The sequence below is a fragment of the Larkinella rosea genome, from assembly GCF_003858635.1.
Classification (GTDB): Bacteria; Bacteroidota; Bacteroidia; order Cytophagales; family Spirosomataceae; genus Larkinella; species Larkinella rosea.
The window spans coordinates 1875204-1898064 of the sequence record NZ_RQJO01000007.1 but is presented as its reverse complement, the minus strand read 5'-3'; the positions used below and the strand labels follow the sequence as shown (position 1 = coordinate 1898064).

Sequence of the window (22861 nt, the reverse complement as noted above, 5' to 3'; positions counted from 1 at the left end):
CTTTGCTCATGACTCTTCACTAAATCTGGTATTCTGCGATTTTTCGGTATAATGTGGTCAGGCCGATATTAAGGAGCCGGGCCGCTTCGGCTTTGTTGCCATGGGTATACTGGAGAACGTGGCGGATGTGGTTTTCTTCCACCCGAGCCAAATCAAAAACCGGTCCGGTGGGTGTCGGTTTTCCCGGATACAGGAGATCGTACGGAAGGAGGTCCGGTTCCAATTCGGGACCATCAGCCAGAATAACCGCTCGTTCAATCACGTTTTTAAGTTCGCGAATATTGCCTTTCCAGTCGTGTTGACGAAGTTTCTGCTGGAATTCTTCGCTCAACCGGACATCCCGTTTACCAATTTTCAAGGCACTTTGTCGGGCGAATTGCAGTGCCAAATCGGGAATGTCATCGCGACGATCGCGGAGAGAAGGAAGTTCGATGCGGAAAACCGATAACCGATAATACAAATCCAGTCGAAAATGCCCGGCGGCCGATTCCCGTTCGAGGTCGCGGTTGGTGGCGGCCACGACACGAACATCCACTTTGGTCGGTTTGGTATCGCCAACCCGAATGAATTCGTGCATTTCCAGCACCCGCAGTAATTTAGCCTGTAAATCGAGCGCCATCTCGCCGATTTCGTCCAGAAACAAAGTCCCTTTATTGGCTTCTTCAAACAACCCTTTTTTGTCGCGGGAGGCTCCCGTGAAAGCTCCGGCGCGGTGACCAAATAGCTCGCTTTCCAGAATGTCTTTTCCCAGCGCACTGCAATTTACGGCGACAAAAGCACCCGAGCGCCGGGGACTGGCCTGGTGAATGGCTTGCGCAAACACTTCTTTACCCGTTCCGGTCTCGCCGGTCAGAAGAACGGTTGTGTCGGTAACGGCCACTTTTCGGGCGAGTTCAACGGCTTTGGTGATGGCTTTCGATTTGCCGTTAATGCTCTCAAAACCAAAGCGTTTACTGACCTTTTCTTCCAGTTGCCGGATGCGAAATTGCAACTGAGCCTTCTCGATGGCCCGGCTGACGAGCGGAATGATGCGGTCGTTATCATCACCCTTCGTGATGTAGTCAAAAGCGCCGTTTTTGATAGCAGTTACGCCGTCGGAAATGGTTCCAAAAGCCGTCAGAACAATAATTTCGGTAGCAGGATGCTGCTGTTTGATCAGCGCAGAAAGTTCGATGCCGTTTTTGTCGGGCAGTTTAACATCGCTGATGACTAATTGAATATCTTCCTGCTCCAGAATTCGGAGGCCGTTGCGGGCGTTATTGGCTTCCAGGACGTGATATCCTTCAAGGCTTAGAAGTCGGGCTAAAAGCTGGCGAAGCCGGTCTTCGTCGTCGATAATGAGAATAGTGCCTTGCATGAGCGCAAAGATAGCAAAACAAGGCAGTCGGGAGTTATACTGCCCGAACGGTTCTGACATATTCCGACGGAGTCTGGCCGGTAATGCCTTTAAACTGGCGGTTGAAGTTGGAGAGGGTTCGGTAACCGCTCTCGTAACTGACCTGCGTAACGCTCAGTTTCCCTTCCATCAGGAGTTTACAGGAATGCCCGATCCGGATTTCCGACACAAATTCGGAAAAGGTTTTATTGGCCCGCGCTTTAAAATAACGGCAAAAGGCCGGTGGCGTCATTCCCGCCAGATCCGCTACGGAATCCAGACTAATGTCGTCGTGAAAATGCCCAAGTACGTAATTATGAACCTGTTGCATTCGGTCCGTTTCCGACGGTTTAACGGTATTGGTATAGCCCAGACTGGTAATAAAGCGGTAGTCGGTAGCGTGGGAAAGGTCGTCGAGCAAACTCAGAAGCGTCATGACCCGGTTAAAGCCCACCGCCTGGGTTGTCATTTTTACCAAGGTTTCATACACCAGTTTCTGCGTTGGCCCGGTCCATTCCAGCCCCCGGCGGGCGTGTTGAAGCAATTGCTGCATCAGGTTCATTTCCGGTTTGTCAAAAAAATGATCACCCAGAAAATCCTCCGAAAAATACACAACAATGCCCTTGGTGATTCGCCCCGATTCCCGCTCAAAAAAAGCCTGATCACTGCGCCAGAGGTGAGGTAGGTTAGGGCCTAAAAAGACAAGATCGCCCTCCGCAAACGGCTTGATCGAGTCACCAATGAAACGGGTACCTGTTCCTTCTTCTACCAGAAAAAGCTGGTAGTGCGGATGGAAATGCCAGTTTGCGTCAAAATGCGGTTCGACCAGTTCTTTCACAATGAACGAAGATGCAACGGGTTCCAGGTCTTTTCGGAGGGCATTTCGCATGGCTTTTGCTTTCTTTTGCTGTCTTTGACAAATTTATCAAACTTTTTTAGTTAAAATACAACCGGTATTTGGCAAGAAAAGCCGAGAAGAATCCTGATTTGTTCTTTACTTTTGTAGTAATTGATTGAGAATAAATAGGAATAAGGCATTTTCCCATCGAAATTTGATCGACAAATGCCTTGTATTTTTTTAATTTATTTTATCACCCCGCGACTATTTATTCATAAAAATAATAGTCGGCCTTAAATTCAAAAAAGAGACGGGTTAATCACTCGTTTGGTCAGTATGAAAATCAACATTGCCATCGTCGGACTTGGTTTTGGAGCTGAGTTCATCCCCATTTATCAGCGCCATCCGCACACAAACATGTATGCGATCTGCCAGCGTAATACCGAAAAACTGAATGAAATCGGTGATGCATTTGGTATTGAAAAACGATACAACAACATCGATGACCTGCTGGCCGATCCCAATGTCGATGCGGTGCATATCAACTCGCCCATTCACAATCACGCCGAGCAAACCCTGAAAGCACTGCGGGCGGGCAAACACGTGGCCTGCACGGTTCCGATGGCAACATCGGTGGAAGAATGCATGGAAATTGTGAAAGCCTGCAATGAAACCGGTAAAAAATACATGATGATGGAAACCGTGGTTTACAGCCGGGAGTTTCTGTTTGTCAAAGAGTTATACGAAAAAGGTGAACTAGGGAAAATTCAGTTTCTGAAAGCGAGTCACCAGCAGGATATGGACGGATGGCCCGGCTACTGGCCCGGTTTGCCGCCCATGCACTACGCAACTCACTGCGTTGGCCCGGTGGCCGGTTTGCTGAAACTGGAAGCCGAGTACGTCTCGTGTTTCGGTTCCGGAACGATTCGGGAAGAACTCATCCCGCATTATAACTCACCGTTTGCCATTGAGTCGGCGCATATCAAGTTCAAAGACAGTGACCTGGCCGCTTATGTATACCGCTCGCTGTTCGATACGGCCCGCCAATACCGCGAGAGCTTCGAAGTGTACGGTTCGCTGAAGTCGTTCGAATGGCCGTTGATCGAAGGCGAAGATCCGGTGATTCACACGGCTAAAAAACCGGAACCAGAAATCCCGGAAAAGGTGAAGGTGCCAGATTTTGCGCATTATTTGCCCGCCGAAATTCAGTCGTTCACGACGCAGGGCGTTTATAATGAGGAAGATAATGCCCACTTATCCTTTATTCAGGGCAGCGGCCACGGCGGTTCACACCCGCACATGGTCCACGAATTTGTGTCGGCCATTGTGGAAGATCGCGATCCGTTCCCCAATGCCGTGCAATCGGCCAACTGGACCAGCGTCGGAATTCTGGCGCATGACTCGGCCATGGAAGGAGGGAAGCTGAAGAATTTGCCGGATTTTGGGAGTTTATAAGCCTAACAGTGCCACCTGATTAAACCAATTTCTATGAAAAAACTGAATCTTTTCTTAACCCTGAGCCTCCTGGTTCTGCTGACCGATTGTGCTCGTCAACAATCGGGGAGCAGTTCGCGCGAGTCAGGTGGACGATCGACGGTTTCGGCGGCCAATTCCGAAAAACCGCGTCGAACCGAAATCCTTTTTCTGGGTGATAACGGTCACCACCGTCCGGCGGAGCGCGTTCCGGAACTGATGGCTGCGTTGGGCGACAAAGGTATTAACCTGACGTATACTGACCACCTGGAAGACCTGAATGCCGAGAATCTGGCGAAATACGACGGTTTGCTGATTTACGCAAACTGGGACAGTATCGCTCCGCAACAGGAAAAGGCACTCCTCGATTTTGTAGCGGGCGGAAAAGGATTGATTCCGGTTCACTGCGCTTCGTATTGCTTCCGAAATTCACCGGAATACGTCAAAATGGTGGGCGGGCAGTTCTGGCGGCACCGAATGGATACCATTCAGACGCTAACGGTTCAGGCGAATCACCCGGCCATCATGGGGTTGAAATCGTTCAAAGCCTACGACGAAACGTACCTACACGAAAAACTGCAACCCGACAACAACGTGCTGGCGGTTCGCGATATTAAAGCCGATCAGGAAAAAGACAAACCGGGTCAGAAAACCGAACCGTATACCTGGACGCGGAATTACGGCAAAGGTCGGGTTTTTTACACGGCCTATGGTCACGATCAGCGTACCTGGAACGTGCCCGGTTTTCAGGCGTTGATGGAACAGGGAATTCTCTGGGCCGTTGGCGATAAGGTAAAAAAGCTGCACGATGATCTGAAACCACAGGCATTTCAGTACGTGGAAGCCAACCTGCCGAACTACGAAAAACGCTCGGGGCCACAGATGCGGCAGTTACCACTCTCGCCCGAAGAGTCCATGAAACACATTCAGGTGCCGGTGGATTTTACGCTGGAGCAATTTGCCCACGAACCGGACGTGATGCACCCGATTGCAATGGCCTGGGATGAGCGCGGACGGCTTTTTGTGCTGATCACCCGCGACTACCCGAACGAGCGAAAAGATACCGGCGGCACGGATTACATCCTGATTTGTGAGGATACCAACAAAGATGGCAAGGCGGATAAGTTTACCAAATTTGCCGATGGACTGAGTATTCCGACCGGTTTGACCTTCTACAACGGAGGGGTAATTGTCTCGCAGGCTCCGCACATGCTGTTCCTGAAAGATACGAATGGCGACGATAAGGCGGACGAAAAGAAAATTCTGTTTACCGGTTTTGGAACGGGCGATACCCACGCCGGGCCATCCAATCTGCACGTTGGCTTCGACAACTGGATCTGGGGTTGCCTGGGTTATTCCGGTTTTGTCGGAAAAGTGGGGGCCGATAGTCTGAAGTTTGGGCAGGGTTTTTTCCGGTTCAAACCCGACGGTTCGAAACTGGAATACGTGACCAGTACTTCCAACAACACCTGGGGGATGTCCTTTAACGAAACCGGTGATGTGTTTGGCTCGACGGCGAACAACTCCCACGGCTGGTACATGGCCATTCCGCACCGGTATTTTCCGGGAAACAACGGAAGCGGTAGTCGCGGAACCGACACCCATAAAGACATGAAACCGATCACTAGCAAGGTTCGGCAGGTTGATGTGTTCGGCGGATTTACGGCGGCTGCCGGGCATAATTTCTATACGGCCCGTGCTTTCCCGAAAAGTTACTGGAACAAAGTCGCGTTTGTATCGGAACCAACCGGGCATATTCTTCACCAGAATATTATGGTCAAAACCGGCACTGATTTCGAAGATACCGAAGGACTGGGCTTCAATTTGCTGGCGGGTGCCGACGAATGGGTGGCACCGGTTTTTGCCGAAGTCGGTCCCGACGGAGCGGTTTGGGTCGTCGACTGGTATAGCTACATTATTCAGCACAATCCGACACCGAAAGGTGCGCAAAACGGCCCTGGAAATGCCTATCAGACCGATTTGCGGGATTTTACCCACGGCCGGATTTACCGGATCGCCTACAAAAAAGCCCCAGCTTACACGCCCTTGTCGTTGAGCAAAGATCGCCCGCAGGAACTGGTAGCGGCTTTGAAAAACAACAATATGTTCTGGCGTCAAACCGCTCAGCGTCTGCTGGTGGAGCGGAATCAGAAAGATGTTGTGCCGCAATTGCTTGAATTGGTAAAAGATCAGAGTCTGGACGAAATCGGGATCAATCCCGGTGCAATTCATGCGCTTTGGACGCTGAAAGGACTGGGTGCGCTGGAGGGATCGGATGCGAGTGCGTTGCAAGTGGCAACAGCGGCTCTGAAACATGCGTGTCCGGGCGTTCGTAAAACTGCTGTTCAGGTTCTGCCGCGAAGCGAAGCGTCGGCCAATGCGTTGTTGCAGGCCAATGCGTTGAATGACAAGGAACCATTGGTGGTGCTGAATACCTTGCTGGCGTTGTCGGAAATGCCGACCAGCCCGTCCGTCGAAACCGCTATCCTGACGCGTTTGAACGATGCGAAAGAAGTGAATGACCGCTGGTTGCCGGATGCTTTTGCCTGTGCGCTGACAAGCCATGATGGAAAGTTGATGCAAACGTTCCTGAAGCAAATGGTGCAAAACAGCAAAACCGGATCAAAAGCACAGGAGTCGATGAGCGGGCATCACGACCACGCGGCTATGACAACCCAGGCTTCCGCCCAGCCAACACCGGCTTCACCGGGTGATCAGCCCGATCTGGTCATTACGAAAATACGGACCGAACCGGCTTCTCCGTTCGTCCGCGAATCCGCCCGGATCATTGTTGAAGTCACGAATAAAGGCGGAGTAGCGATTCCGGACGGCACACCGATTCCGCTGGCGATTCGGGTGGAAGGTCAGGGCCGAAAAGTGGAATACGTCAGCCAGAAACATACGACGGGTATCAAACCGGGTGAAACCGTAACGATTCAGGAAGGCAATAATGGTCCTTGGAATACAACGTTTAATGTGTCTTTCGAGAAAGCGGGTGACTACGCGGTAATTGCAACGGTTGATGCCAATAACGTGCTGGTGGAAGGAAACGAGCGGAACAACACGACGACGCACAAACTGACGTATCGCCCACCGCAAAATATGAGTGCCTTTGTGCTGGAACGGGCCATTCGAAACTATACTTCGGCCGCTCCGACCGATTCGGTCATTGCGTTGCTGCGTTTATCTCAGCAATTGGATCAAACCGGTAGTGCCGCCATTGTGAAAGGTATTTCGGAAGGCTGGGGTTTCCGCCGGAAAGCCACCCTGAATGACGCTGATAAATCGTTTGTTGCCAGTCTGGTCAATACCATTCCATCCGACAGCCGTGATCGCATGGGGCGGGTTTTACAAGCCTGGGGGGTTTCAGCCGAGCAGGCTGTCGATCCAAACGTGGAAACCATCCGGATCAAACCGATCAAGGAAGCGTTGCAGTTTGACAAAAAGGAATTTACCGTTACGGCGGGCAAACAGGTTGAAATCGTTTTCGAGAACGTGGATGCCATGCAACACAACATCGTGGTGGGCAAACCGAAGTCGCTGGAGATCATCGGCGCGGCTGCGGATAAACTGATCACGGCGAAAGATGGGGCCGAACGTAATTACGTGCCATCCATTCCGCAGGTAGTGGCCTCATCACCGTTGGTAAATCCCGATCAGACATACCGGCTAAAGTTCACTGCACCGAGTCAACCCGGTGATTATCCCTTCGTTTGTACGTTCCCCGGCCACTGGCGGATCATGAACGGAATCATGCGGGTGAAAACCGCTGCGGTTGAGAAAGCGGCAAAATAAAGGATGGCTTATGAATGATGAACGATGATTTAATGGTTCAACCGCCGATTAAATCATCGTTCATCATTCATAAGCCATCATTCTTTAAATTTAGCGAAGTCTTGCGGATGGGCTGCACAATGGGTTGTGGAATCCGGATCCCAAATGAACTCCCCTGACCGGGCGCACTGCTTAATGTAAGCTTCCAGTGGTGCGCTTTTACAATCTTCTGCACATAGCTTAGTCCCAGACCAAATCCTTTGACACTGTGCGTGCTGGCATCGGGCGCCCGGTAATAGGCGTTGAAGATGTGCGACTGATGCTCCGGTGCAATACCAATCCCATTATCCTGAACAATCAAGACAAACTGGCTATTTTCATTGCGCGTAATCAGCCGAATGTGCGGATTAACGGGGGTATATTTTACCGCATTATCGACCAAATTTCCCAACACATTAACCAGGTGCATGCGGTCGGCCTGAACAATTGAATAGTTGGCATCTAACTCCAGATGCAGGTAATCGCCATGGCGTTCGGCCAGCCGATAAAGCAGCTCATGCATGTCGATGGCAACGGGATGAAGTGTAAAAGCGCCTTTTTTATCGGAGCGGGCTACCGTCAAAACCGTTTCAACCTGTTGCTGCAACCGCTGCGTTTCCTCTTGTACCATCCGCACGAATTTAAGCATTCGCTCCGGCTGTTCGACAATCTTGGGGGAGGACAATACATCGGCTGCTATTTTAATGGAGGCAATGGGCGTTTGCAGCTCATGCGTCATGTTGTTGATAAATTCCCGCTGATCCTCCGATTGATTTTTTTGGGTAAGCATCCGGTAGAAGAGGTACACAAAAAAAGAGGTGATCAGCAATACAATCATCGACGCAAGAATCCAGTTGTCCAATTGCTGGGTCAGGTACTGGATCTGATTCGGGAAACGCACAACGAAGTAATAAGGTGACGAAGCCGACGGTTTTACCGCCTTCGAAGGTTGAGCTAGTCCGTTGGATTCCCGGGAAGAATTTTCGTAGATGATTTTGCCGGCATTGTTGTCATAGATACCGTACTCAAAAGTGGTTAGTATCTGGTGGATTTCCAGTTCGGCACCCAGGTAAAAGTCCAGTTTTCGCGGGTCGATGGGAGCATCCAGATTCACCAGGTAATAGGAGGGTGATAACGTTACGACCTGTACGCCAACCGGCACACCGGTTTCGGGACGCGCCACGCGCCGGGCCACTTCGCTAAGTGCTTTCGTAACGGATTGTAGAAATTGCCGTTCGCGCACTTCATACGCTTTCCGGACCCAATACACCTGTGTTGATACAATGCCAACAATCGAAAGGACGGACAGCACAATCAAAATACGGGTAGTCATTCGTGACATAGGCATGTCCTGTTAAATGATCTTGATAGTCGATATTTCCTTTAGACGAAAGAATCTTTTGAAAGTCAGCTATTCAAGAACTTTTTTACTAAAAATGTACAGTTTACGGTAAGGAGTAACAGAGAATCATCCCGAAGAATGATTTTGACGTGGAGGCTAACTTACTGTATTAACAGACTAGAGAAGTAAGTATTTATCAGACGTTGTAATGGGTCAACTAGCACTGCTAATTAATTGAATAGTAAGTTATAAATCAAGCTTTTAAAAACAAATTATTGTAATTAAAGCACGTTTAAAATCCCTATTGATGTTGAGGAAGCTATTAATTTCCGGTAAGTGTCAGATTAAAAGGCGATTACGGTGAAATAAAAAAGCGCAGAGCGGAGGCCCTACGCATGGATATTTTACAATTTTACCTAAGTATTATACCGGTTTTACGATTCCGATGGGGTGGTTTCGGTCGGGGCTTTGGGAGCGGGGGCTTTTCGGGTTGTGGTACGGGGTGAGGCCGGTTTGGGTGCGGCTGTTGCTGCAGGTTTTGGTTTTGGGGCGGCTTTGGGCGCGGGAGCTGCTTTGGGTTGTGGTGTTTCTTTTTGCGCAGCAACTGCTACTGGTTTTTCCGCTGTGGCTGCTTTTACTGTTGAGCTTTTGGCTTTTTTAACCGCTTTTTTTGTCTTCTGATCCGCTTTTTTCTTCGCTTTCGCTAGTTGTTTTTTCTTCTTTTCTTCTTCTTTCTTAAACAATTTGGCAACCCGGTCCGCCAATTTAGTCGCGGATTTTTCGATGGCTTTCTTTACTTTTTTAGACTGCTCACCAATTTCAGTCAACTTGGTTTCGATGGAACTTGCAATTTCAGTTGCCAGTGATTTCTTTTTGGTCTTCATATGGGATTCGTGTTAAGGTGTACTTCTGTGGAGAAAAAAATCTACAAACAACTACGAAAGAAATAGGAAAAACAAAATCATTATGTTAAGTTTTTGTTAATTTTTAATAGAAAATCCCAGCAAACAATTCCGGCACTGACGGCAATGTTGAGGGAGTGTTTGGTGCCAAATTGCGGTATTTCCAGGACAAAATCAGCGATTTCGACGATCTGGTTGTTCACACCGGCAACCTCATTACCAAACACAAATGCGGTTTTTTTGTTGGAATCCGGCAAAAAATTCTGCAACCCAACACTTCCTTCCGCCTGTTCGACGGCGGCAACGACCCAACCCTGCACTTTTAATTCCTCAACCAGACCGATGACATCAGCAGCGTATTCCCATTCAACCGACTCGGTGGCGCCCAGAGCGGTTTTGGTAATATCGCGATGGGGCGGAGTTCCGGTGATGCCACAGAGGTAGATTTTTTCGGCCCGGAACGCATCGGCAGTCCGGAAAACCGATCCGACGTTGTTGAGGCTCCGGACATTATCTAAAATCAAGGCGTAAGGATATTTATCAGCGGTTTTGAAATCCTCGACGGTGAGCCGATTGAGTTCGTCGAGACTAACTTTTCTGGGCATTTTTGAATGATTCAATGCGGTAAACCGGCAATTTTAGGAATTAATGGAATAAAGTTTCTGGAAACTGGCGATTACCAGATTTCCCTGGGTATTGGTAAAAACCGTACCCGCGTACAGCGTATTTTTGAGTAAATCAAATTGGGGTAAGATCCACTGGCCATCCTGTCTGTATATGTAATTGATGCCATCAATCCGTACCCACAAATTTCCGGTTTTATTCAGGTTGTACTGATCAACCGAACGCCCTGAATCGAAATTACCCACCGGTATTGTCGTTAACTTAGTCAGATTTTTACCGTCAAATTTGAATAAAATGCCGTCCCAGTCGGCGTCTTTCACCACAAACCACACATGCTGATTTTTGTCCTCGAAAACGCCCCAAATCTCATTGGAAATACCCTTTTTTATCCCCAGACTTTTTATTTTAAGCCGAACGATTGGGTTTTTTAGGTTCTGATTTTGGAAAATAGTTAGTTCATTCTCCACCGACTCAACGGAAAAATGCTCCGTGAAAACCCGCGAACGGTCGATTCCGGTCAGCTGGTTCACTTTTTTTAGATTTATATCCCAGCTCACCAGCCCTTTCGATGTGGTGAACCAGATTTCCTGATCGGTAATTCGGACGGTTTTATAGTAGTTTAGGCCATCGATTGTCCCCTGATCTTCCCATTTCCCATTGATCAATTGGCGGATCATGAAACCGTCGTTCAGGTATTTAACGCCCCAAATAGTCCCGGAAGGGGTGACAAATACATCGCTCAGGGCACTTTTAGGTAGTTCGCTAACACCCGACGAAGCAATCAGGGCCAGACGCCCGGCCGCTTCATTATGACCGAAAAGCAGCAGTTGTTGGTTGGTCTGGAATGTCGATCCGTAAAAGGGATACGTTACCAATTCTGTTAACCGAACGATTTGTGTTTCCAGCGTTTTATCAGAGGGGCCTTTCAGTTTGGTGCGATCGTTGGGCGGATAATCAGAGACGCCGATCTCCAGAAAACGGCAGCTTTGCAGCATACCGATGAGCACCAATTGGAGTAGATAAGGCAGGTGTGGGGAACGGTTATTCATGAGGTGGATCGGATAGTGGCCGAAATTTATATTCTTTTCAGGAAAGGACAAACAAAACCGCATTTATCACCTTTAAGCCGGATAAAAGGGACTTCCTCTGCCCAAAATTTCGTATTTTTGTTTAAATTAAGCCTACGAAATTTGTGAAAAGTACCCCTGCAAAGGTTGTCAAGAAACCGACCGAAACTCCCTTAAACCGGCAATACAATCAGATTAAATTAAAATACCCCGGCGCGATTCTGCTCTTTCGCGTGGGTGATTTTTACGAAACGTTTGGCGAAGATGCCATCAAAGCCAGCCGGATTCTCGGCATTACGCTGACCAAACGGAACAACGGCGGAGCCAATGAAGACCTGGCCGGTTTCCCGCACCATTCGCTCGATACCTATTTACCCAAACTGGTTCGGGCGGGCGAGCGCGTGGCCATTTGCGACCAGCTGGAAGATCCGGCGATGGCGAAAGGGATTGTTAAACGTGGTGTTACCGAGCTGGTTACGCCCGGTGTTTCGTTCAACGACAATGTGCTGGATACCCGGCGGAATAATTATTTGGCTGCGGTTCATTTTACAAAAAACGCCGGCCCGGAAGGCCAATTCGGAATCGCTTTTCTGGACATCTCGACGGGCGAGTTTTTGACGGCGCAGGGCAACGCGGCCTATGCCGATAAATTGCTGCAAAGCTTCAATCCGTCGGAGGTGTTGTTTTGCAAGCGGTTTCGGAAGGATTTTGTCGAACAGTTTGGCGATAAATTTCACACCTATACGCTCGAAGACTGGGCATTTACCTACGATTTTGCCTACCCCCTTCTGACCCAGCATTTTCACACCTCGTCGCTGAAAGGCTTCGGGGTCGAGGGGCTGACCGACGGCATTGTAGCGGCTGGCGTCATTCTGCACTACTTGAATGAAACCGAGCACAAGGATGTGGGTCACATTGTGCGGCTGACCCGGCTGGAAGAAGACAAATACGTCTGGCTCGACCGGTTTACGATCCGGAATCTGGAACTGGTTATGGCCCAGCAGGATGGCGGAGTTCCGCTGATTCAAATTCTGGATCAGACCGTTACGCCAATGGGCGCCCGGCTTTTGCGGAAATGGCTGTTGCTGCCGCTGAAAGATAAACCGCTGATTGAAGAACGACTCAATACCGTTGAATTACTAAAAAACGGAAATCCGGACGAGGCCGGGTCGGAACAGCCCAGCCTGCGCGAATCCCTGGAGGTGCACCTGAAACAGATCGGGGATCTGGAACGGCTGATTTCGAAAGTGGCCGTCCGGCGGATTTCGCCCCGCGAAATGGTGCAGTTGAAACGGTCGCTGTCGCACATCCTGCCGATCAAAGAATTGCTGATCACGGCGCTGGCGCAACAACCGATGACTTCGTCGATTAAAAAATACGCCGATCAACTCAACGCCTGTACGTTTCTGGTCGATAAAATCGAAGCCGAACTCCGGGACGAAGCGCCCGTCGTGAGCAATCAGGGCGGCATGATCAAAAGTGGCGTCAATGCCGATCTGGATGGGTTACACGCGATTGCGTTTTCCGGGAAAGATTACCTGGTTCAATTGCAAAACCGGGAGGTTCAGCGGACCGGGATTTCGTCGCTGAAAGTGGCTTACAATAAAGTATTTGGCTATTACCTGGAGGTGTCGAATGCGCATAAATCCCGCGTACCGGACGACTGGATTCGGAAGCAGACACTGGTGAACGCCGAACGCTATATCACCCCGGAACTGAAGGAATACGAAGATAAAATCCTGAACGCGGAAGATCAGATTTTCAGCATCGAGCAGCGGATGTTCAATGACCTGGTGCTGGCGGCCGGTGAATATGTCAATCACATTCAGCAGAATGCCCGGGTGATTTCGGTGCTCGACGTGCTGGCGTCATTTGCCCGCGTAGCCGAGAAAAACCGCTACGTCAAACCAACGATTACGAATTCAAAAGCATTGGTGATCAAGGACGGGCGTCATGCCGTGATCGAGCAGCAATTACCACCCGGCGAACCATATGTGCCGAACGATTTGTATCTGGACGATGAAACCCAGCAAATCATCATCATCACCGGACCGAACATGGCCGGAAAGTCGGCATTGCTGCGTCAAACCGCTCTGATCGTGTTGATGGCACAAACCGGCAGTTTTGTACCCGCATCGGAAGCGGAGATCGGCATTGTCGATAAGATTTTCACGCGGGTTGGCGCATCGGACAATCTGTCGCGGGGCGAGTCGACGTTCATGGTCGAGATGACCGAAACCGCCAGTATTCTGAACAACCTGAGTGAGCGGAGTCTGGTGATTATGGATGAGATCGGGCGCGGAACCAGTACGTACGACGGTGTTTCGATTGCCTGGTCCATTGCCGAATACCTGCACAACCACCCGAATTACCGCGCCAAGACGCTGTTTGCCACGCATTACCACGAGTTGAACGAACTGGCGACGAACTTGCCACGAATTCGGAATTTCAATGTGTCGGTGAAGGAAATGGGAAACAAGGTGCTGTTTCTGCGGAAACTGAAAGAGGGGGGGAGCGAGCACAGTTTCGGGATTCACGTAGCGCAAATGGCCGGGATGCCGACGAAAATTGTCAGCCGGGCTGGTGAAATTCTCCAGCAACTGGAAAGCCAGCGCGAAGGCTCCGGCGATAACAAACGCGAAGCCTTGCGGGACATGCCCCAACCCAACGACATCACGCTCAAAATCTTCGAAGCCGGTGACCCCAAAGCCGAAGCCGTGAAGGAAAAACTGCGGAAACTCGACATCAATACACTGACGCCGATCGAAGCCTTGCTGAAACTGAATGAGTTGTTGAAGATGATTGAATAATCCGTAATTTGCTTTTGTTATGCTCCATCCTTCAATTCAAGCCAAGTTGCCGCAACTGATTACTTTATTGAGAAATCATAAAGTAAAAAAAGCGTATGCATTTGGCTCGGTTTGTACAGATCGATTTACCAATGAAAGCGATATTGATTTATTAATCGATTTTGGGATTACAGAACCCTTTGATGGATATGCCGAAAATTTCTGGAATTTGGAAGAGCAACTGCAACGTTTACTTAACCGGTCGGTCGATCTGGTTCCGCAACATACGCTGCGGAACCCCTACTTCATTTCGTCAGTGAATAAAACCCGTTTGGCGCTTTATGAATGATGAGTTGAAGAAATATTTGCTGGATATTTTGGATGCTTTGACTTCAATTGAAGAATTTACAACAAGTGTTTCCTCATTTTATTTATACCGGGATAATTTGATGATGAAAGCTGCAGTTGAACGGAAACTGGAGATCATTGGTGACGCAATGAACAAAGCCATCAAGTTATCACCGGATTTGGCCATCACCTCGAAATAAAAGTAATCAGTCTTCGAAACCGCATTATTCAAGCTTATGATGCCGTTGATGATATTTTGATCTGGGAGGTCGTGCAGCGTCATCTTCCAGTTTTGAAACAAGATGTCTTTCATTTACTGAACATGCCGTGACGCCATCTGATGCTTCGCCAGCATCGTCTTCAATTCCTCGGACCAACCGGCATACTTTTCTCCATCTTTGGTATCGTATCCGTTCTTGATCAGGCCTTCGGCTTCGGCAATGGCCTGGTCGGGGCGGTCGAGTAAGTAGTTCAAAACCATCAGGTTGTAATAGGCCGAATACCGCATTTTCTGGTTTCGCTTGTCGGAACCGGGGTATTTGTTTTTCAATTCCTGAAAATAGTCCAAAACCGGTTGCAAGTCGCGGGCCAATTGGTCGATGGATTGAGTGGCCGTCATCCGTTTCGACAATTCCTTCACGGCTTTGATGGCTTCCTGCTGAATCGGGTATTCGGGGTGGCTTTTTGAATCCAGAATCCAGAGAAACTCCCGGGTTTGGGTCGGTACGTATCCATACCAGCGGTTGGCATCCTCGTTCACCCGCACGAGCGCATCCGTTACGTATTTGGTAATCAGATCCGTACGAATAGTTTGCTGATTTTGTTCGATGTACCGGCGGGCATCCGCCAGATTCCGGTATTCGATGGTGGTGTAGGATAACTCATACGGAAATGTCCCGCTCGTTGTGACGGTTTTCGCCGGATCGGCTGACGACGCCGATTGCAAAAACCGGTTATTTTGTAAATCTTTTGCCTTTTCTTTCTCCTTCCGACTCAGCGATTTTTCGTCGGTCCGCGAGCCCAGCACTTTGTAATTTCCGCTGAAACTGTAGCGAACAATCATGGAATAATATGTGATTTGTTCGGTTACTTTGCCGTCTTTGTCTTTCTTCTCTTCGGTCCGGGTTTTGGTTTCGCTTTTCTCAAACCGCACGTTGCCGAATTCAACTGTAATCCCAACAGCCGGATTGTTCTCGACCCGCTGAAATCCCGACAAACCAATTTTTTCGTAAATCGACGACTCCGGATACGCCGAAGCCACCGATGGGGAGCAAATCACCCGAACCCCAAAGGTGCGGTTGTCGGCTGGCGTATATTCTTTGGGCAGAATTAAATAACCGGCGTCGAAATAAAAGCGGTCCAGATCAACTTTCTGGGCATTCACCCGCGAGCCGACGACCAGAAGAGTGGTCGTTAAAAGAGCGTAGATCAGTTTCATAGCCCAAAGTTATTGAATACGGCCCCAGAATAAAGCGAACTTTTTACCAAGTGGAAGAGATGATGGTTGAAATGCCAAAAATCGGTATTTGATTGAAACTTATCTCCCCAGCGTTTGACGCTTGACGCATTTCGGTTATCTTCAAACCCGCAATTGTACTCCATTTTTGGACTAACCCATCAAATCCTGACGTAACCCAATGAAGCTTACAACCCGCATTCAACTCTCGGTCATGATGTTTCTCCTGTTTTCGGTTTGGGGAGCCTGGTACGGACAGATGAGCAAATATCTATTTACCCAATTACACGCTACCGGGGATCAGGTCGGGAATGCCTACACAGCTTTTTCACTGGCGATGCTGGTGGCTCCGTTTTTCATCGGACTGATTGCCGACCGGTATTTTGCCGCCCAGAAAGTACTGGGTGTATTGAATCTGGCGGGTGCGGCCATTCTGTTTTTTCTGATTCGGGAGAAAGACGCGGATGCGTTTTTCTGGCAGATTCTGGCTTATTGTCTTACGTTTGCCCCGGCCATGTCACTGACCACCTCCATTGCCATGCAGCACATGAAAAATCCGGAGAAAGAGTTTCCGGGTATTCGGGTGCTGGGAACCGTAGCCTGGATCGTCATTACGAACATTGTCGGTTTTCTGGGAATCGGTGATCAGGTAGCCATTTTCCAAATTGCGATGTACATCGCGCTATTCTTTGGTTTGTTCTCGTTTACCTTGCCCGATACCCCCCCGAAAGCCAGTGGCAGTGCTTCTGTCGGCCAGATTTTAGGCGTCGATGCGTTTAAATTATTGAAAGAGCGCTCGTTTGCCATTTTCTTTATTTCATCTGTTTTAATCTGTATTCCGCTATCGTTCTATTACGCGATGGCGAACCCGTCGGTAACGGATGCTTACAAAGCGGCCTACCCGACGGCCGATCCCAATAGTTTTAAGATTGAGAATATCATGTCGCTGGGACAGGCGTCTGAATTTTTCTTCATGCTGATGATTCCGTTGGCTTTCACCCGTCTGGGCGTTAAATACATGTTGGTGGTCGGCTTGGTAGCCTGGATTATCCGGTTCCTGTTGTTTGGTTACGGCGACGCAGCTTCGGCTAACTGGATGTTCTACATTGCCTTCGTGCTACACGGCGTCTGCTATGATTTCTTCTTTGTAACGGGGCAGATTTATACCGACAATAAAGCCGGCGAACGCATCAAATCATCGGCCCAGGGTTTGATTACCCTGGCGACCTACGGCATTGGGATGGGTATTGGTTCTAAGCTGGCGGGCATCGTGAGAGACATGTACACCGTTAACGACCAGGTTGACTGGACCTCTTTCTGGCTGGTTCCGGCGGGTATCGCAGCGGTGGTGCTGGTATTATTCGTGCTATTTTTCAACGACCGGAAGAAAACCGTACCGGCTGAGGATGAGCTGGTAACGGGGCCATTATAAATCGAAGTTCCAAAATTTACAGAAGGGTGCCACGCAACGGCATCCTTTTTGTGTTTTAGAGGAAATTGACGTTGTTTGGGTTATGGAAAAGAAAAAGCGGATTACGGTTTATAAAAACCTTAATGATCCACATTTGGAGCAGGTGAGAACGTATGCACGTATGACTCCGCAGGAAAGATGGGAAGAGTACCTGAAAATGCGAAAACTGTTTTTTGAGTTAGGAGGAAGTCCAGTACAAGCAACGCAAAGAATTAGCATTATCAAACCCACATGGATGTAGAAAATAGTGATTTTCTCCAGTTTGTTGTTGCTGCTGAAAAACGCCGGCTCGAATACATGTTGGTAGGTGGACTCGCCTTGTTGCTGAACGGTGCGGTTCGTTTCACGCAGGATGCCGATCTATGGTTGCAGCCTTCAAACGAGAATAAGGAAAAGTTGATAGAGGTGCTTCTTGATTTAGGATATAGCAAAGAAGACACTGATCCATTTAGGGCACTTGATTTTAGAGAACCGCAAATAATCCGGATTGATTTAGGGCCAATCGACATCATGACCCGTGTTCATTTTCGATTTAATTATGACGATTGCAGAAGCAGAGCACGTGAATTTACTACAAAACAGGGTCAGATAATTCGATTTATTCATATCAATGATTTACGTGAAATCAAGATATTAGCACGACGTCCAAAAGATTTAAATGATGTGTTGATGATTGATGAATTGTTAAACGAGCAAAGAAAACTTGATGACGAGTGACCTATTGAAACCTTTAAGTCCATCATTTGCAGGAATTCCATTTCTATTTACATTCGTATTCCTTTTAATCGTGTGCCACACATCCGTTGCTCAATTTGAAGACAATGGATGTTTGTCCAAGCATTTTACAAAACGTGAAAACATTGAATGGTTGTTGAATAGCTACCGACGAATCTATGACTTTCATAAGCAGGAGAAATTAGCCAGCATTGGGGCAGGTTCGGGCGAACGCGAGATTATCTATTCAATGATGGACGATAGCCTGGTGTTTTACCTGCAGGACATCAATCCGGTTTGCCTTCAACCTGAGAATTTGGCTTTGACCGTTCGGCAAGTATATCAAATAGCGGGTAGAAGAAACACCGCATCGTTTATTCCCTACCGTGGGAACGAAAAAGAAACCCGGCTACCTATACATTTTTTCGACAAAATTATCATCGAAAATAGCCTGCATGAATTTACGTATCCCAATGAAATGCTGATCAGTATTCGGAGTAATTTGAAGAAAGACGGATACCTGTTTATTTGGGAACTGATAGCCCGGCGAAACGGTCGGAAACACAAAGATGTCGCAAACCCATGTTTACCGAAGAAAATCTGATTAATTTGCTGGATGTCAACGGTTTTCGAATGATTGAGAAAACAATTGTTAATCCAAGGAATAGAAATGATAGAGTTTATAAATTCGCCCTCAAATAAGGCATGATGCGGTTATTTTTCAACTAATTTCAGCCAATCGATAACGACATTCCGTAGCGGTTTTTCTTTCAACTGAACATCCGACAGATCTTTAAAAATCACCGTTCTGCGACCGTCTTTGTAATTTCCTTCCAATAGTCCGGACGAGTCATTTACCTTCGCTCCGCTCGGGAAAACCAGCATGACCCGTCCCTGGTGCAGATTGAAAACTGCTATTTCCCGTTTGTATTCTTTGGGATCGAACGGTTTCATTTCGCCAGTATAATAAAAACTGGGGTTGTTCCACTTGATTCGCTCGTCGATCTCCGGATCGATATTTAAAATGATTTGCCGGATCGTTTCGACGAGCTGACGCAGTTCGGGTTCGAGCTTTTGAATGTGGTCAGATACCTGTTCCTGATCCGAGTGTTTCATGGCTTTGCAGGGGCCTTCTTTTTGGGTTTAGAAGCCGCTTTTTTCAGATTTTCAGATACCCTGAATTCCACAATTCGCTTGATCAGCTCCAACGGCATGGGTTGATCGATCGGAAATTGAACCGAGCCTTTCGCGCCTTTAAATTTTGATAGCTCTTCCTTAAAAGCTTCGATACCGGAAGGCACCGGGTAAAAACCGATGTGGTTTTTATAGCCCGCGAAATGAACCAGATTGCCATGCAGCGTAAACGTCGGCATGCCATAACTGATGGTTTCGCCGGCGTCGGGTGCTGCCTTGCGAACCGTTTCCCGGACCTGAATCAGAACCTCTTGTGTTTCAGCCGGAAAGTCGGCGATGTAACTGTCGAAATCGGTTGGTTTATTCATCGGTTTAGGAGTTTCGGTTCGTTAAATTTAAAGCAACTTTTTGCATTTTTTCGCTGGTTCGTTCATAGAAAAAATGAAGAACCAGGTAGGTGAATTCGCTTACTTCCTCATCAGTTTCTCAATTGCTTTTAAAATAACCTCCCGGTTTTTGGCCGCTTTAATAAATTGGGGAAGTTTCTCGACCATCGTTGTATGGGTGGTGGTCTGACGCTCGCGTAGTTTGGCCGTTACATAATTTCTGATTTCAATCAAATGTTCCCGGTTGAAAGCCCAGAATAGATTCCCTTTTATATCGGTCTGAAACCACAGCGGTAAATTGAAAACCGGGTCGCCAGGCCCGGAGTTTTTGTAAAACAAGCGAGACGATTCATTTTTGGGTTTAAGGGTTGTAGCGGTTCCACAGTGCGGACACGAAACGGTTAATTCTTCCACTTTCTCCTTGTTGTTCGGAATCGTAAAGCCAAGCGATTCATTGCAATGATCGCAGGCCCATTTTACAGTGGCCGTATACCGGATGCGATCATCTGCTTTTTCAGTATGATTGCAGTGTGAACAGCTTACTTGATCCTGACTGGTGTCGCGGGAGCGATTCGTCGTTACTACCGCCAAATGCTGGCATTTCGGACACTCAACCAGGAATTCACGGGTATAAAAAAATAACGTAGTGGCTGGACCTGAGTATCTTCCGGTTTCGATTTCCATTGGTAGAGCGGTTTTTAATTGGGAAAACGTCACCCCAAAATCTTCTCCAGGCACTTCATCGTAATCAGATACGTCGGTTTGACGCCCAGTGTTCCCAAGCTGCCGGATGCCAGCGTGGCGCCGGTGAGCAGCGGGTTGTCCGACGCGTAATACGCATACCGGACTTTCATGCTGGGCTGCACACTGCCCCGGATTTTGGCGTGCGACTGAATGGCTTTCTGGTAATGCGCTCCTTCCATTTCCAGTCCGACGGCTTTCCAGGATGAATTTTTGAAATAGGCCAGAATATCCTTATTCTGAAGCGACGTGCCCAACACCGTGATCATCGAGCCCTCAAAAGCGTCGATGCCAAAACCGTCAAAGTCGGCGGTAGAAAAGTCGTTGTCGAGCGGGTAATTGTCGGCGGTTCCTTCAAAAATGTGCGAAGTCGGAATCATCAGATCGCCCTTGTCGCCGGTCAGAATACCGGCTTTTCCCATGATCGAGATGGAAGCCACATTCAGTTTGTAAGATTCGCCCCGGTGGTCGTCATACGGTTTTAGCAGTTCGTCCATCGTTTCAAACGCCTGTTCGCCAAACGCATAATCCATCACCAGCAAGAGCGGTTTGGTCTCCTGAATCAAAACCGGATCGTGAACGATTTCGGGCGAGAGTTGGGTGGCATCGAGTTGGGCCGTATCGATAACCTGAACGAGCAGATTGGTACCCCCCAGGTCTTCCAGTTCGTGCAAACCGTGCGCCAGCGCAAAAGTGCTCACCTGCTGTCGGAGTTCGTTTTGCGCGGGCTGACTGAGTTTATACGCCAGGTCATAGAGATTATCCCAGGACGTGGCGTCGGCCAGTGCCGCCGGAGCATACAGGCAGTTGATAACGCTGTGTGGATTGGCGCTGATGACGTGAATCGGTCGTTCCTGCCAGCCGTTTTCCTGAATGTACTGTTTGATGCGGTTGGCCCAGCGTTCGCCGTAGAGGTGTTGCCCAACCCGTTCGCGCAGCATCGGTGTAAAGTTGATTTCGCGGTCGACGTGTTTTTCCTGAATTTCGCGAACCGACACGCTGCCGAGTCCGTAGACAATCTGGAACAGTCCGGAATTGGTGCCGGCGTTTTCTTCAAACCGGTGGAAAGCCTGCTGGGTTTCTTCAAAGGTTCGGCCCAGAATCGAGCTCAGGTACATCAGCGCCAGTTCCTGATCTTCTTCCTTCACGGTTCCGCCCGACTTGATTATGGCCTCCAGTTTTTCCCATTCCCGAAGTTTATTGCCCCGGTCAAGAAATACGTTTCGCCGGATTTTGTCGGCTTCCATGTACATGAACGTCAGGTGGGTCAGGATGTCGTAGATTTCACTGCGGCCATTTGTAACTTCGATTACCATCTGTTCGTCGTCGACCCGGTAGCAATTCCGGCGACGTTTGGCCGGAACCAAAACCGGAAACCGCGAGTGTTCAAAACCTTCGCGGGAAACCAGTGTAACAATCCGGCAGGCTTCGATGCCTTTGGGCAGACGGTCCATGACGTACACAAGTCCATCCAATTCAACCCGTTGCGGGTCGTTAACGGAACCGTATATTTCGGGCCGGAGGGTCAGCAGAGCCTGCCGGATTTCTTCACCCGAAACCCCGGACGGTTTATAAAACCCCCGGTTAAACAGGTGACGCATTGTTATGTAGAGCCGCTCGATGGCGAGCCGGGATTCCTGGGCGCGGGTGAGCGGGGGCGAAAAATCTGGATTCATTGGGAAATAAACGATTTACCCGCAAGATAACCGATCACCTTAAACTCCCTAGCGGTTATTTTCGGCCACCGCCGATATCAACGCCTAATTTAACGCCGAGGTACGCATTTTTGCTGTCAATGGACTGACCGAGAATATCCGACTTGGAATTGGGAACAATGTTGTATTCGACTCCGAGATTAAAATGACCGGCTTTGAAACCCACACGGGCCATCACGCCAAATTTGTTACTGGCTTCCACTTTGTAATCATCATAATCGTCCTGAACCTGGCCATTGACCACCGTAACCGTCGTCCCCGCAATGCTGTACAAACCCGCTCCCAATCCAACATAAGGCCGGAAATTGTTGTTCGAAAGATAATATGTACCGGTCAGGAGGTAAGATCCCATCCCTTTGGCACTGACGTCGCCATTTTGATTATTAACCGAAATGGACCGGGCCATTGCGGCCAATTCAATCCGTAACCCCAGATCCAGCTTGTCCATCACGCCATATTTTGGTTCAAGGGAAACCAGCAAGCCACCCGCGGCACCGCTTCCGGCCGGGCGGGCGTAACCCAGCGACAGATTGACTTTAAACGGTTTGAAATCCTGAGCGGTTGCCGATAATGTAATCAGCGCAAAAAAGGCAAGTACCAGTGACTTTGTCATGTAAACGAATGGTTGATAGGTGGTAATAAAATAAAATAGGATAATTTGTGCGTGCAAGTA

At 48.7% G+C, this 22861-nt stretch carries 21 protein-coding genes; 9 read left to right on the top strand and 12 right to left on the bottom strand.

All coding sequences use genetic code 11. The annotated features are described in order from the left end of the window. Positions 1 to 19: 19 nt before the first annotated feature. Complete coding sequence (locus EHT25_RS07905; RefSeq protein ID WP_124873001.1) at positions 20 to 1357, bottom strand: sigma-54-dependent transcriptional regulator; 1338 nt, start codon at positions 1355 to 1357, stop codon at positions 20 to 22. 34 nt (positions 1358 to 1391) lie between these two features. Continuing rightward, positions 1392 to 2264, bottom strand: coding sequence for an AraC family transcriptional regulator (locus EHT25_RS07900; protein ID WP_124872999.1), 873 nt, complete (start codon positions 2262 to 2264; stop codon positions 1392 to 1394). Between the two features lie 285 nt (positions 2265 to 2549). On the opposite strand from EHT25_RS07900, the gene EHT25_RS07895 reads away from it, so the two are divergent. Both EHT25_RS07895 and EHT25_RS07890 read left to right on the top strand, forming a co-directional pair. Continuing rightward, positions 2550 to 3668: a Gfo/Idh/MocA family protein gene (locus EHT25_RS07895; RefSeq protein WP_124872996.1), complete on the top strand. Its 1119-nt coding sequence runs from the start codon at positions 2550 to 2552 to the stop codon at positions 3666 to 3668. Positions 3669 to 3701: 33 nt separating this feature from the next. After that, positions 3702 to 7481, top strand: coding sequence for a PVC-type heme-binding CxxCH protein (locus tag EHT25_RS07890; RefSeq protein WP_124872994.1), 3780 nt, complete (start codon positions 3702 to 3704; stop codon positions 7479 to 7481). A 67-nt stretch (positions 7482 to 7548) separates the two neighbouring features. Here EHT25_RS07890 and EHT25_RS07885 read toward each other — a convergent pair whose 3' ends face one another. From EHT25_RS07885 to EHT25_RS07870, 4 genes are all read right to left on the bottom strand, one after another. Continuing rightward, the gene (locus tag EHT25_RS07885) at positions 7549 to 8841 is read right to left on the bottom strand and encodes a sensor histidine kinase (RefSeq protein WP_221622251.1); all 1293 of its coding nucleotides are present in this window, start codon (positions 8839 to 8841) and stop codon (positions 7549 to 7551) included. A gap of 434 nt (positions 8842 to 9275) precedes the next feature. Beyond that, on the bottom strand, positions 9276 to 9725 hold the full coding sequence (locus EHT25_RS32615; RefSeq protein ID WP_185731297.1) for a hypothetical protein: 450 nt from the start codon (positions 9723 to 9725) through the stop codon (positions 9276 to 9278). 80 nt (positions 9726 to 9805) lie between these two features. Then, positions 9806 to 10348, bottom strand: coding sequence for an RNA methyltransferase (locus EHT25_RS07875; RefSeq protein WP_124872987.1), 543 nt, complete (start codon positions 10346 to 10348; stop codon positions 9806 to 9808). Between the two features lie 33 nt (positions 10349 to 10381). After that, positions 10382 to 11416, bottom strand: a complete 1035-nt coding sequence (locus EHT25_RS07870; RefSeq protein WP_124872985.1) for a hypothetical protein — start codon at positions 11414 to 11416, stop codon at positions 10382 to 10384. Positions 11417 to 11559: 143 nt separating this feature from the next. On the opposite strand from EHT25_RS07870, the gene mutS reads away from it, so the two are divergent. The 4 genes from mutS to EHT25_RS33425 are packed head-to-tail and all read left to right on the top strand — an operon-like array spanning position 11560 to position 14902. Beyond that, positions 11560 to 14244 carry a DNA mismatch repair protein MutS gene (gene mutS / locus EHT25_RS07865; protein ID WP_124872983.1) on the top strand — a complete coding sequence of 895 codons (2685 nt, stop codon included), beginning with the start codon at positions 11560 to 11562 and terminating at the stop codon, positions 14242 to 14244. 19 nt (positions 14245 to 14263) lie between these two features. Then, positions 14264 to 14572 carry a nucleotidyltransferase family protein gene (locus EHT25_RS07860; RefSeq protein ID WP_124872981.1) on the top strand — a complete coding sequence of 103 codons (309 nt, stop codon included), beginning with the start codon at positions 14264 to 14266 and terminating at the stop codon, positions 14570 to 14572. Next, positions 14565 to 14771 carry a ribonuclease HepT family protein gene (locus tag EHT25_RS07855; RefSeq protein WP_124872979.1) on the top strand — a complete coding sequence of 69 codons (207 nt, stop codon included), beginning with the start codon at positions 14565 to 14567 and terminating at the stop codon, positions 14769 to 14771. The genes EHT25_RS07860 and EHT25_RS07855 overlap by 8 nt, the downstream gene beginning before the upstream one ends. Then, complete coding sequence (locus tag EHT25_RS33425) at positions 14741 to 14902, top strand: HepT-like ribonuclease domain-containing protein (protein WP_124873571.1); 162 nt, start codon at positions 14741 to 14743, stop codon at positions 14900 to 14902. The genes EHT25_RS07855 and EHT25_RS33425 overlap by 31 nt, the downstream gene beginning before the upstream one ends. Here EHT25_RS33425 and EHT25_RS07845 read toward each other — a convergent pair. Continuing rightward, entirely contained in the window at positions 14885 to 16009 is a 1125-nt protein-coding gene (locus EHT25_RS07845) for a hypothetical protein (protein ID WP_229311465.1), read from the bottom strand. The genes EHT25_RS33425 and EHT25_RS07845 overlap by 18 nt on opposite strands. 199 nt (positions 16010 to 16208) lie before the next feature. Here EHT25_RS07845 and EHT25_RS07840 point away from each other — a divergent pair, with 199 nt between their 5' ends. The 3 genes from EHT25_RS07840 to EHT25_RS07830 all read left to right on the top strand — a co-directional run bounded on the left by EHT25_RS07840 (position 16209) and on the right by EHT25_RS07830 (position 18816). Beyond that, positions 16209 to 17459 (top strand): MFS transporter, encoded by a 1251-nt coding sequence (locus EHT25_RS07840; protein WP_124872977.1) that lies wholly within the window; start codon positions 16209 to 16211, stop codon positions 17457 to 17459. Positions 17460 to 17729: 270 nt separating this feature from the next. Next, entirely contained in the window at positions 17730 to 18215 is a 486-nt protein-coding gene (locus EHT25_RS07835) for a DUF6036 family nucleotidyltransferase (protein ID WP_124872975.1), read from the top strand. After that, entirely contained in the window at positions 18205 to 18816 is a 612-nt protein-coding gene (locus EHT25_RS07830) for a hypothetical protein (RefSeq protein ID WP_124872973.1), read from the top strand. The genes EHT25_RS07835 and EHT25_RS07830 overlap by 11 nt, the downstream gene beginning before the upstream one ends. A 110-nt stretch (positions 18817 to 18926) precedes the next feature. Here EHT25_RS07830 and EHT25_RS07825 read toward each other — a convergent pair whose 3' ends face one another. The 5 genes from EHT25_RS07825 to EHT25_RS07805 form a co-directional block, all read right to left on the bottom strand. Further along, on the bottom strand, positions 18927 to 19328 hold the full coding sequence (locus EHT25_RS07825) for a DUF1801 domain-containing protein (RefSeq protein ID WP_124872971.1): 402 nt from the start codon (positions 19326 to 19328) through the stop codon (positions 18927 to 18929). Then, a complete protein-coding gene (locus EHT25_RS07820; RefSeq protein WP_124872969.1) occupies positions 19325 to 19714 on the bottom strand; it encodes an iron chaperone in 390 nt (129 codons plus the stop codon). The genes EHT25_RS07825 and EHT25_RS07820 overlap by 4 nt, the downstream gene beginning before the upstream one ends. Before the next feature lie 99 nt (positions 19715 to 19813). Continuing rightward, positions 19814 to 20416, bottom strand: a complete 603-nt coding sequence (locus EHT25_RS07815) for a hypothetical protein (RefSeq protein WP_124872967.1) — start codon at positions 20414 to 20416, stop codon at positions 19814 to 19816. A gap of 29 nt (positions 20417 to 20445) precedes the next feature. Beyond that, positions 20446 to 22149, bottom strand: a complete 1704-nt coding sequence (locus EHT25_RS07810; RefSeq protein WP_124872965.1) for a DUF6909 family protein — start codon at positions 22147 to 22149, stop codon at positions 20446 to 20448. A 55-nt stretch (positions 22150 to 22204) separates the two neighbouring features. After that, entirely contained in the window at positions 22205 to 22801 is a 597-nt protein-coding gene (locus EHT25_RS07805; protein ID WP_124872963.1) for an outer membrane beta-barrel protein, read from the bottom strand. Positions 22802 to 22861 lie beyond the last annotated feature (60 nt).

Excerpts from the sequence above, each read along its gene's own strand:
- EHT25_RS07870 (WP_124872985.1), bottom strand. The coding sequence starts at position 11,416 with ATGAATAACCGTTCCCCACACCTGCCTTATCTACTCCAATTGGTGCTC.
- EHT25_RS07845 (WP_229311465.1), bottom strand. The coding sequence starts at position 16,009 with ATGAAACTGATCTACGCTCTTTTAACGACCACTCTTCTGGTCGTCGGC.
- EHT25_RS07895 (WP_124872996.1), top strand. The coding sequence starts at position 2,550 with ATGAAAATCAACATTGCCATCGTCGGACTTGGTTTTGGAGCTGAGTTC.
- EHT25_RS07890 (WP_124872994.1), top strand. The coding sequence starts at position 3,702 with ATGAAAAAACTGAATCTTTTCTTAACCCTGAGCCTCCTGGTTCTGCTG.
- EHT25_RS07885 (WP_221622251.1), bottom strand. The coding sequence starts at position 8,841 with ATGTCACGAATGACTACCCGTATTTTGATTGTGCTGTCCGTCCTTTCG.
- EHT25_RS07835 (WP_124872975.1), top strand. The coding sequence starts at position 17,730 with ATGGATGTAGAAAATAGTGATTTTCTCCAGTTTGTTGTTGCTGCTGAA.
- EHT25_RS07825 (WP_124872971.1), bottom strand. The coding sequence starts at position 19,328 with ATGAAACACTCGGATCAGGAACAGGTATCTGACCACATTCAAAAGCTC.
- EHT25_RS07820 (WP_124872969.1), bottom strand. The coding sequence starts at position 19,714 with ATGAATAAACCAACCGATTTCGACAGTTACATCGCCGACTTTCCGGCT.
- EHT25_RS07815 (WP_124872967.1), bottom strand. The coding sequence starts at position 20,416 with ATGGAAATCGAAACCGGAAGATACTCAGGTCCAGCCACTACGTTATTT.
- EHT25_RS32615 (WP_185731297.1), bottom strand. The coding sequence starts at position 9,725 with ATGAAGACCAAAAAGAAATCACTGGCAACTGAAATTGCAAGTTCCATC.
- EHT25_RS07905 (WP_124873001.1), bottom strand. The coding sequence starts at position 1,357 with ATGCAAGGCACTATTCTCATTATCGACGACGAAGACCGGCTTCGCCAG.
- EHT25_RS07810 (WP_124872965.1), bottom strand. The coding sequence starts at position 22,149 with ATGAATCCAGATTTTTCGCCCCCGCTCACCCGCGCCCAGGAATCCCGG.
- EHT25_RS07805 (WP_124872963.1), bottom strand. The coding sequence starts at position 22,801 with ATGACAAAGTCACTGGTACTTGCCTTTTTTGCGCTGATTACATTATCG.
- EHT25_RS07855 (WP_124872979.1), top strand. The coding sequence starts at position 14,565 with ATGAATGATGAGTTGAAGAAATATTTGCTGGATATTTTGGATGCTTTG.
- EHT25_RS07860 (WP_124872981.1), top strand. The coding sequence starts at position 14,264 with ATGCTCCATCCTTCAATTCAAGCCAAGTTGCCGCAACTGATTACTTTA.
- EHT25_RS07830 (WP_124872973.1), top strand. The coding sequence starts at position 18,205 with ATGACGAGTGACCTATTGAAACCTTTAAGTCCATCATTTGCAGGAATT.
- EHT25_RS07900 (WP_124872999.1), bottom strand. The coding sequence starts at position 2,264 with ATGCGAAATGCCCTCCGAAAAGACCTGGAACCCGTTGCATCTTCGTTC.
- EHT25_RS07875 (WP_124872987.1), bottom strand. The coding sequence starts at position 10,348 with ATGCCCAGAAAAGTTAGTCTCGACGAACTCAATCGGCTCACCGTCGAG.
- EHT25_RS07840 (WP_124872977.1), top strand. The coding sequence starts at position 16,209 with ATGAAGCTTACAACCCGCATTCAACTCTCGGTCATGATGTTTCTCCTG.